The sequence below is a fragment of the Flavobacterium piscis genome, from assembly GCF_001686925.1.
GTDB classification, from domain to species: Bacteria; Bacteroidota; Bacteroidia; order Flavobacteriales; family Flavobacteriaceae; genus Flavobacterium; species Flavobacterium piscis.
Genome location: NZ_LVEN01000028.1, coordinates 1 through 9,945 on the forward strand (window position 1 = coordinate 1; position 9,945 = coordinate 9,945).

Annotated in this window: 4 protein-coding genes; 1 reads left to right on the top strand and 3 read right to left on the bottom strand. The window is 33.8% G+C overall.

The annotated features are described in order from the left end of the window. The 3 genes from FLP_RS14805 to FLP_RS14815 form a co-directional block, all read right to left on the bottom strand. The coding region (locus tag FLP_RS14805) for a DUF7507 domain-containing protein (protein WP_131798890.1) at window positions 1-1,509 on the bottom strand (1,509 nt) is incomplete at its 3' end. A gap of 173 nt (window positions 1,510-1,682) precedes the next feature. Next, window positions 1,683-5,939, bottom strand: coding sequence for an Ig-like domain-containing protein (locus FLP_RS14810; RefSeq protein ID WP_065450315.1), 4,257 nt, complete (start codon window positions 5,937-5,939; stop codon window positions 1,683-1,685). A gap of 357 nt (window positions 5,940-6,296) precedes the next feature. Beyond that, a complete protein-coding gene (locus tag FLP_RS14815) occupies window positions 6,297-6,776 on the bottom strand; it encodes a regulatory protein RecX (RefSeq protein WP_065450316.1) in 480 nt (159 codons plus the stop codon). A 295-nt stretch (window positions 6,777-7,071) separates the two neighbouring features. Here FLP_RS14815 and FLP_RS14820 point away from each other — a divergent pair. Beyond that, window positions 7,072-9,945: PA14 domain-containing protein (locus FLP_RS14820; RefSeq protein ID WP_244894298.1), on the top strand; the 2,874-nt coding region annotated here is incomplete at its 3' end.

Here is a 9,945-nt window from a genome sequence, read left to right on the forward strand (position 1 = left end):
ACCGTTGTAGGTGGTGGAGGATAGATCTCTTATAACTACATTTTCAGTTAAAGGAGAATTACATCCGGAAGTAGTCTTAACACTAAAGTTATAAGTTCCTACTGCAAGATTTTCTATCGTAAAAGTTGGACCAGTTCCTGATTTAGTGGCTGTTGCTGTACCGCTTTGAGTTATTGTCCAGCTTTCGTTTTCGGGTAAATTAGTTAAAATTACTTTACCTGAAGAAATACAAGAAAAATGGGTTATAGTTCCCACTGTTGGTGGAGACAATAAAATTGTTGTTGTCGACACATCATTATCATACGCTGTTCCTGAAATGTCTTCAACAATATTCAGTGAAGGATCTGTACCCGTAACTTTTGCCGAGTTGACAATTTTACCGGCTGCTACATCTGCTAAGGTAATTTTATAAGTTCCTGTTATTGTAGCTGTAGCTTTAGGCGCCAGAGAAGCAATATGATTCGATGAGATTGATATTTGTGGTAATGGATCTGTTATGTAAATATCAGTTATGGGTACATCTCCACTATTTTTAATATCAAAAGTATAATTTACGATATCCCCAACCTTACCACACGATGACATCGAGGCAGTTTTGACCAAACTTAATTCAGCAAATTTTAATGAATTGGTATTAAAAGCAATAAATGCACAATCTGAACTACCTGAGAAACTAACAACAAAACGATCAACTTGCGAAGCATTATTCTCTGTTATACCAAAAGAGCTGGTTTCAAGTCCCAACATTCTGATGTCTCTTGTTGCAGCCGGAGTAAAACCATTAACGCCTCCATCTGCTTTAAATAAATCTAAACTATAAGTACCAATAGCCTTAACTGAAGTAAAAGCTACCGTTATCTCATTCCCCACTGTTTTTCCTGCTGCATCAACAAATTTAAAAATATCTGATTGATTAATATTACCTGGCTCAGCTACCTGAGTAACAATTAAATCCGGAATATCATCATTGATACCTAAAAGATTCAGGTTATTGCTACCAATTTTAAATTCGGCTGAACCGCGGGCTATGTTTGCTACTCCTGTCCCCAGACTTAGGCCATTGCTGCCATCTGTTAGTCTTGCTGCAAGTTCTGCTCCTGTTGCCGCAGTTCCTGCTAATTTTGGATCTAAAACTGCAGTATTAGGCAGCCCGTCGATCATCGAACCTTGCAATATATAAGTGTCCTTATTTAGGCCTAGGCTCTGTATTTTTAAAGCTCTAAATTTTTGAGCTTTGTAATTTACTTTTTCTGTATTAAGAATATTGTCATTTACTCCGGTAGAATAAATAACAGATTTCCATTTAAAGGCTAATAAATTATTAGCATTGTCCGGACGATTTCCTGAAGGAGTGATGTCATTTGACCTCCAATATCCTTTCCAATCGGTATGAATTTCAGTAACTGTATTTGTAGTCTGACTGAACATTTGCAGAGAAATCAGAAAAAAAAGTAATCTTACATTTTTTATAAAAAAAGAACGAATAAGTAAAAGTATTTTTTGGGGCATACAATTAGGATTTGGTTTGGTTAGTATTTTGATACTTCTTATTAACAGGGAATTAATCTGTTAGCATCTTATTTCTAGTTTATTTTGTCATTAAAAATTTATTTCCTTTTGTTATTATCTGAAAAAATCCGACAGAAAATGTTGTCGGATTTTATATTATTTTTTTAGGTAAATTAATTGAAGATTATTTTTTTAGAAACAGTAAAGTCATTTTCTAAAGTTATTTTCACTAATAAAATCTGATTACCCGATTGCAGGTTTTGAATTTGAAGTTCACTATTTCCAACTTTCTTTTTGGTATAAAGCGTTTTTCCTAATATATCAAAAACAGTTACTTCTTTAATATTCTCTTTTGATGAGATAACATTGATAACTTTATTTTTTACCGAAAGTAAAATGCCGTCTTCAATATTCTCAAAATCATCGGTTCCTAATGTCTTATCGGTTTTATAACGTAAAACGAAACGCTCAGTAAAAGTTCCTATTTCTGTTTTAAAGTTATAGTCGCTTTTACGTAAATCGTGAATTACGCCTGTTGTTTTATCTTGTAAATATATTGGCTGTTCGTTTAACAAACCTTCTACATGGTCTATTGAAATAGTAAAGTCACCCGCTATTGTCGATTTATATCCTAGTGGAATCTGATCAATCATATCAAATGGCAGAGCACGACCCTGAATAACTAACTTTTTATTATCATTGATACTATAAAAATCTACAAATGCATTTGCATTAAAAGTTGGCGCATCGTAATTATTCTCAAAATTATTAGTCGCATCCTCTATATATCCTACAAGAGTTTGTTTGAATGCGCCTTGTGCATTAGTAAAATTCAACCATAAACGACCTTCTTCAACATTTGAACTTGAAGTTTTTAAAAACTGAGAGTTGCTTCCTGCTGATCGCATCTCATTTGTAAATTTTAACGGTGCGTTTGTTAATGCTTTAACAAAAAAGCCTTGTCCTGATGCAATTTTTCCGTTCGGGGCATTATTAGCCGGACTTTTATCACTTGGTGCTTCTGTACCCTTTGCAACATATCCTGTAGCAACACTACCTGTTAAATTAAATACAGCATAATCATTACTTGTGTATGAATATATGTTTGGCTTAGACGGATCGGTATTGGCAGGAGCCGTATTATGAGTCCAGAAATATAAGGATCCGGTAGTATTACCATCATTTCTCTTGATAAATTCAGCCGCATCAAGAGAGGAAGGATATGGATTTCCAATTAAATTGAATTTATTTTCTATTGGTGTAAAACTGATATCCCCATTATTTGGAACACCAACAAAAGATGCATTGTAAGCTGCTCCTACAGTTGCTGAGCTTGTTTCAGGAGCCCTAACAATATAGCCAACACCTGGTATCATTGAAGCTGCCCCATTCATATGTGAAACCCATCCTGTAAAAGGATCGTAACTTTGGTACATATTTGATGCAGTATCCGGAGACAATTTTTTTAAGGTATATCCTGATGCCAAAGTAACCGGTGACGACCAATAGGTAAAATCGTAATAACGCATTGGCTGAGTTATTCTTTTTAATTCGAATGAATCATTAGCTCCGGTATATATTGCATTTTTGTTCTTTTGTAATAATGAACCACCATTCTGAACTAAAAGCTTTCCAGCTGTCCCAACCGTAATATTTTCTTTTACTGTTAAAACTTTATCTAAAGGTATTGTAAGTGTTTTCCCCGGATCAATTGTACAAGAGCAAACTTCGATACTTGAATCTAAGGTAGCGCTGGCTTTTACAATTATAGAAGTATTTGGGGCTACAGTTCCGGTTCCATTATAAACTACAGGAATATCTATGAAGTTAACTGCCATCTTCGCGTCTCCTCCATCTTCTCTTAAACGTATTTCAACTTTTGAAGCTGAATTTAAAGTATAAGGTCCACCTGGAATAGTTACAGCTGTATTAATATTACCTCCGGCAGTATAAACAGGTGTTGCTACCCCATTTATATAAATTTGCATATCATCATCACAATTTACAACTTGAATGTTGTAATTACCGCAAGGGAAACCTTGTCTTTTATATGATATTGTAAAGTTATCAATTGGCATTGTTGCTCCTTGCCATGCAGTTGCAGAAGATGGTGACTTTTCTTTTGCCCAGTAGCTTGTAGTATTTATATCTAATTTTGAATCTACATACGTACCTGCGTAATTTACTGCTGGTAAGTTAAAATTTGGAGCTGTATATCCGTAAACATTCCAAACATTCGTTCCATACACAGATGGATCTCCTTGTACCAAACCGTATGAAAAAGATACTCTGGACGAGCCTCCATTTTCATAATATTCCAGAACAAAATCATGAGGACCGGCAGTTGTAAAATTGTATTGTGCAAAATAAGTAACATAACTATGATCGCTCCATGAATTAGCAGGTGTTACCGGTACTAACTTTCCATCAATATATAATCTAACCCCATCATCAGCACCAAATGTAATGTTGTAAGTACCAATTGAGGTTGTGGCTTTCATTAAATATTTTACAAAAAACTTATCACTTGGTACAGTTCCGCAAAATGCATTTGCTTCAACATTTGTATCTCCGGTAATTACTCCGTCGCCTACATTTCGATCAAAAATGGCATTTTCAGCTACAGATCCAACATAAGTTGCAGCTCCTGGAGTATTACCCGTGTAGGTATAAACATATCCTTTCCAATAATTATCTCCCGCGATTAAAGAGGGTGCACAAACTGCTGCTGTTCCTATTACACCAACAGTTGCTGATGAATAATTTGAATTAGCATTTTTTAATGTATAAGTAAATGAAGTTGTTCCCGTAAAAGAGCTTGAAGGAGTAAAAGTCAGGCTATTATCACCGTTTACTGTTACAGTTCCGTTTGTTGGTTGCGTTACAGTTATTGGTTGTACAGCAGAGGTACCAATAACATCATTTGATAAAATTAAAACTTTTGCAGGTTGATTGATTGGAGTGCTAATATCATCATTATTAGCTAATAAAGTATTAACATCTTTTATAGATCCGTTAATCGTTGTTTTTGTCCTGAATTGAAAAGCGTTATAAGTATTATAACCATAAACACGAATGTAAATACTTTCGCCAGCTTCCAGCGTATTTAAATCTGATGCAAAAGCTGGTGTTATAGTTGTCCAGTCAGTTGAAACTGTTGTTTCTGCAAGTATCTTAACACCACTGCTAAATGAACTACTTTTAGAGTAACTAATTCTTATTTTTTGTCCTGAATCTCCCTGAGATCTATAAGTAAATCCAAATGTGCTTAAGTTTATTTTATGCTTATTATCTGCAGTCATTTGAAATTCAATATATTTTGCAGGATCATAGCTACCTCCCATATATTGATTATTAGCCCATTCGGTAATTGAATAAAAAGGATTGTTTGAATCTTCACTATTGTTGTATCCATTTAGTACATTTGAAACACCATTACTTGCAATATTAGCTGATGTGACATACCCTGAGTTAACAGTGGGTTTAAGTTTATCTGAACTTTTTGCATTCCAAATCACTAAACTTGTAGGGGTAACCTCTGTTACATTTACTTCTACAGTTGCTTCAGAAGAAGGATTTACTCCATCGCTAATAGTATATTTAAAAGAAGATTTTCCTGTAAAATTTTTAGCAGGATTAAATGTTATTGTTTTGTCCGGATTCAAAATCGCACTTCCTTGTGTTGCAACTGGTGGAGTAGAAATTGTAATTGAATTTACATTATCTTTTTTCACATCATTACTTAAAGGAGAAATGTTTAATCCAACTCCTTTTGTTGTAGTTGTATAGTCATTTATTGCTAAAACTTTTGTTGAATCAAAAGGAAACACTGTTCCTTTGATTGTCACAGGTGTTCCAGTTATTTGAAAATGAAAATTATTATTTGAAGTATAAACATATAAACGGATATAAATAATCTCTCCGGGCAATACTGGGTTAATTTCTGGTGAAAAAACAGGAGTGATAGTTTTCCAGCCATTAGAGCTAGTGGTTTCCGGAACAAGCACTCTAACATTTGTTTCAAAATTCTTATCTTTAGAGTATTGAATTTGAAATCTTTCAGATCCGCCACCCGTATCACCTTGGCTTTTATAAGTAATACTAAAAGTACTTAAATCAATTTTACTGGTTGATTTTGGTGTAATTTTAAACTCAACATACTTTGCGGCATCATAACTTCCTTCATTTTGCTGAGGATTTGGCCAGCCACCTATAATAAAATATGGGTTTGATGCATTATCAGTGTTATAGCTGATTGATCCAACTCCCGAAGTAGTAATATCTGCCACTGTTGCAGTTGGATATAAAGTATTAACATACGTTGGAGTATTCCTGTTAACAGTTTGTTGAGCATCCCATTTTACCAAATCAACAATTTGAGCAAAACTTAAAACCGGTAAAAATAAAAATAAAAGTAGAGTTCTCTTCATATAAATGTTTTGTATACAATTTGTTATGTTGGCATAGGATAAATTTTGCCCGGACAAATATAGATACAACTATCTGTTAGAAAATGAGAGAGTTTTTAGAATGACTATATAATCGATAAAATGTTAAAATAATCGACGAACTACATCTTTGAAAATACTAACTTATGTTATTTCTTATAAAATGTTAAAATTTAATATAAGAAAAATAGTAGTTTTTTGGTAAAAATAGGTTGTTTTTTAAACGCATAGTTGTAAAAAACGTCGTTTGATCGAATAATTCGCAAAAAAGTTATAAAATATAACTTTTAGGATTATAAGAAAAATAGGTTGTTTTTTTGAGTTTTAAGCGAAGCGGTTTTAGTGACCGTTTTCCTTTTCTAATTGCATTGCTTTTTCATAAACCAAATTACTTTCATATCCTCTGCGCAACATATAATCACAGAATTTTTTTCTCTTTTTGAGTACATTTTTTTCATGAATCCCGTTCCAGCATTTTTCTGACAGATCTTCAAAAGTCGCTTCGTACTCGTCAGGTGTAATTTCTTTTAAGGCAAGCGTAATATTAACCGACGAAATGTGTCTGGCTTTTAGTTCATTCGTAATTCTAATCTTCCCCCAATTTTTGATTCGGTGTTTGCCTCTGGCGAAACTACAAGCAAATCTGCTCTCGTTTAAAAAATTATTTTCGATAAGATGAACGACAATAACATCAATTTCGTCTGAAGACATTTTCAGGCTGTATAGTTTCGAAACCACCTCGGCATGACATCGCTCCTGATAAGCACAGAAGTGTTCTAATTTAACTATTGCGTCTTTAATTGTATAAATATTATTCATGATTTTTTTCTTTCTTTTTAACTGTTATTACTAAAAATATTCAATTAGTTGTTAAAATTAGATAGCTATTTTTCGTTTTTCTCAAAAAGTATTTTACTAAGATGTTGTATATGTGAATAATTATAATATTTTTGCTGCAGAATTTTAACATTTTATTACCACTTATCCAACAACACATTAGAATAAATTATAACTGTTAAAACTAAAAAATGAATTATCGTTTCTCTAAACTGAGACGCTTTTCTATTTTTTAGAATCCAAAAAACAAATTTAAAATATAAATACCACTTGTTATATGATGAAAAAATTACTTTTATCAAAATCTTTATTTTCTATTAATTCCTCAAAAAAGCAAATAAATTTTAGTTCAATTTTATTCTGCCTTATTTTATTCTTAGCAGCAAATTTGGGTTTTGGACAAATTGCACAACGTGGGACTTCTACTACAGCAACAACAGCTACTAATTCATTAACAATTACGAAACCTTCAGGTGTAGTAGAAGGAGATGTTATGATTGTAAATATCGCAGAGGCAGTTTCAGGAGGAACATTTATTCCCGATTTACAAGGCTGGACGAATATAAGTTCTATGTATCTTGAAAACAATACTCGTGTTGGTACTGTTTTGTACAAAGTTGCCGGAGCAAGTGAGCCAACAAGTTATACTTTTACGCTTTGGAATGTGCAAGGTGCTATAGGTTCAATTGTAGCGTTTTCGGGTGTTGATACTGCAGATCCATTTGATGCTTCTTTTACAGGAATAAACGGAAGAACTGACGAGAATGTTAGGGCGACATCAATTACAACTACATCCAATAATGCAGCAGTTATTTTGTTGGGTCAGGTAGTTGGATCTGCTAGACGTTATTCTAATTGGCAGGCAGATTCTCCAAATTCATTGAATCAACTCTATAGCGAAATTAAAAATACCGGATCACAAGCTTCTGTTGGTGCCGCATGGGCAATAAAACCTACGGCAGGAAGTACGGGAACAGGAAGAGCCACATTAAGCGATGACGAATACAATGGAGGAATTCTGATTGCATTAAAACCTAAAGTTGATTATAAAAGTCAAATTATCTCTGCTGATCTGGGTTCTTCAACCTGGTGTGCAGGTGAGACCAGAACTGTAAGTGTAGTTATAAAAAATGTCGGTAAACTGGCTTGGACAGACGGTGGCGGTAAAAATTTTAATATTGGTATCAAATGGAATGGAGAAAGTACTACAATATGGAATGATTATCATGTTAGGGTAGATGCTCAAAACTTGGCCCCGGGAGAAACTAAAACATACTATTTTAATATTACTGCTTCAAGAAGAACAGTTACTGCTTATGGAGCAAAGCTTGCTGTAGGTCCAAATAATATAACTTTTGATGTTGTTTCTGAAGGTATTTCATGGTTTAAAGACAATAATGGTGGAATAGGCCCAGGGAACAAAGCGTTCATTAGTCCAGCTCAAAATATCGTGGCATCACCAGATGACAAAATAGTTACTGCTGCTAATCCTACAATTTGTATAGGAACAGGAACTAATATTAATGTAGCAGCATCACTAAATACAACAAGATATCAATTAAGAGACGCTGCCAATAATGCTATTGGGGCTTCAGTACTTGGAAATGGAGGAGTGTTGAGTTTACCAACAGGAACTTTATCAACGACTACTACTTTTAATGTTTTAGCAACATTAACATCAAGTTCTTGTCCGTTACAAATGACAAATACACCTACTGTTACTGTTAATTCGTTAAGTGGCACACCAGTAGATACATATACTTTTTGCATCGATAATACAAATACCATAACAACAGCTAATGTTAATTCCGGTCAATATGTTTTATTAAATGTAATCAAAGGCTATAAATATACATTTTCAGTAAATAATGTTTTTGCTACTGATGAATATTTATCTCTTTACAATGCTTCGAATGACGCGATTATTACATCTAGTAATGGAACTGGCGGAGTATCAATTACAGACTGGATTCCGACTTTTTCAGGTCAGGTAAAAATACTTTTGACAGCAGGAGCAAATTGTGCTAGTGCTGGTACAATTGGCGGCCCCATTTCACTTAATTTAACTGGAGTCAATAACACACAGGATAGCCAAAATGAATATGGTACAAACACGTGGATTGGACATATTTATAATGCCGGTGGCATAACACCAGAACCATTTTCTTCCAACTATGCAGGATCTTATAATGTTGGATCTGAAACTATCAATGAGGGATTTGGAGGAAATGAAAATTGTTTTCCAGTTTATTCAGGTGGAGTAAAAAGAGCCAGTATTTTTACAGAAGGATTTGCTGTTAGATATAAAATGAAAACTACTAAATCAGGCTGTTATATAATTCGCGTAACAGGTGATGATGGAGTACGTTTATCTATGAATAATACTAAAATCTTTGACAGGTGGGGTGAGCAAGGTTCAACTACTTACAATGACATTCTTGTTCGTTTAGATGGAGATGATGATTTTGTATTAGATTATTACGAAAATGCAGGTGGAAATGTTGTTGGTTTTACAATGATAGCATTTGATGCAAATGTAAATAATATTACAGAACCTTCTATAATTAATCTTTGTTCGAATGAAGATCCTAGTGTAATAGAAGGATCCTTACAATATACTTTAGCAGATGTTAATTTGCAAAATCCTCAACTTAATTTTCAGTGGCAACTTTCTACGGATGGAGTAATATACAATAATATTCCGGGAGCTGCAGGCAGAACTTATGATCCACCCGCAATACAAAATGCGACTTCAGTAAGTATAGCAAGACATTTTAAAAGATTGGTTTCATTTAGCGCCAGTATGCCAAACATCAATAATGTTAAAACAAATTGTGGATATAGCGAAAGCAATATAGTAACTATAACAACTAATCCAACACCATCGATCCCAACAGTAGGAACAATTACACATGTAACTTGTACATCACCAAAGGGTAGTGTAGTTTTAAGTGGTTTACCTTTGGGAGCCTGGACAATAACACAAATTAGTACGGCTGGAAGTGTTGATATCCCTGGAACAGGAATTTCTTATACAGTTTCAAACTTATCATCAGGAACTTATCAATTTTCAGTGAAAATTGGTAATTGCACTTCGAATTTAACCAATAATGTTACTATCAATGATTTTTCCTCCACCACCTACAACGGT

Bases quoted from the DNA above. Each gene is read 5' to 3' on its own strand.
- FLP_RS14810 (WP_065450315.1), bottom strand. From the start codon at position 5,939: ATGAAGAGAACTCTACTTTTATTTTTATTTTTACCGGTTTTAAGTTTT.
- FLP_RS14815 (WP_065450316.1), bottom strand. From the start codon at position 6,776: ATGAATAATATTTATACAATTAAAGACGCAATAGTTAAATTAGAACAC.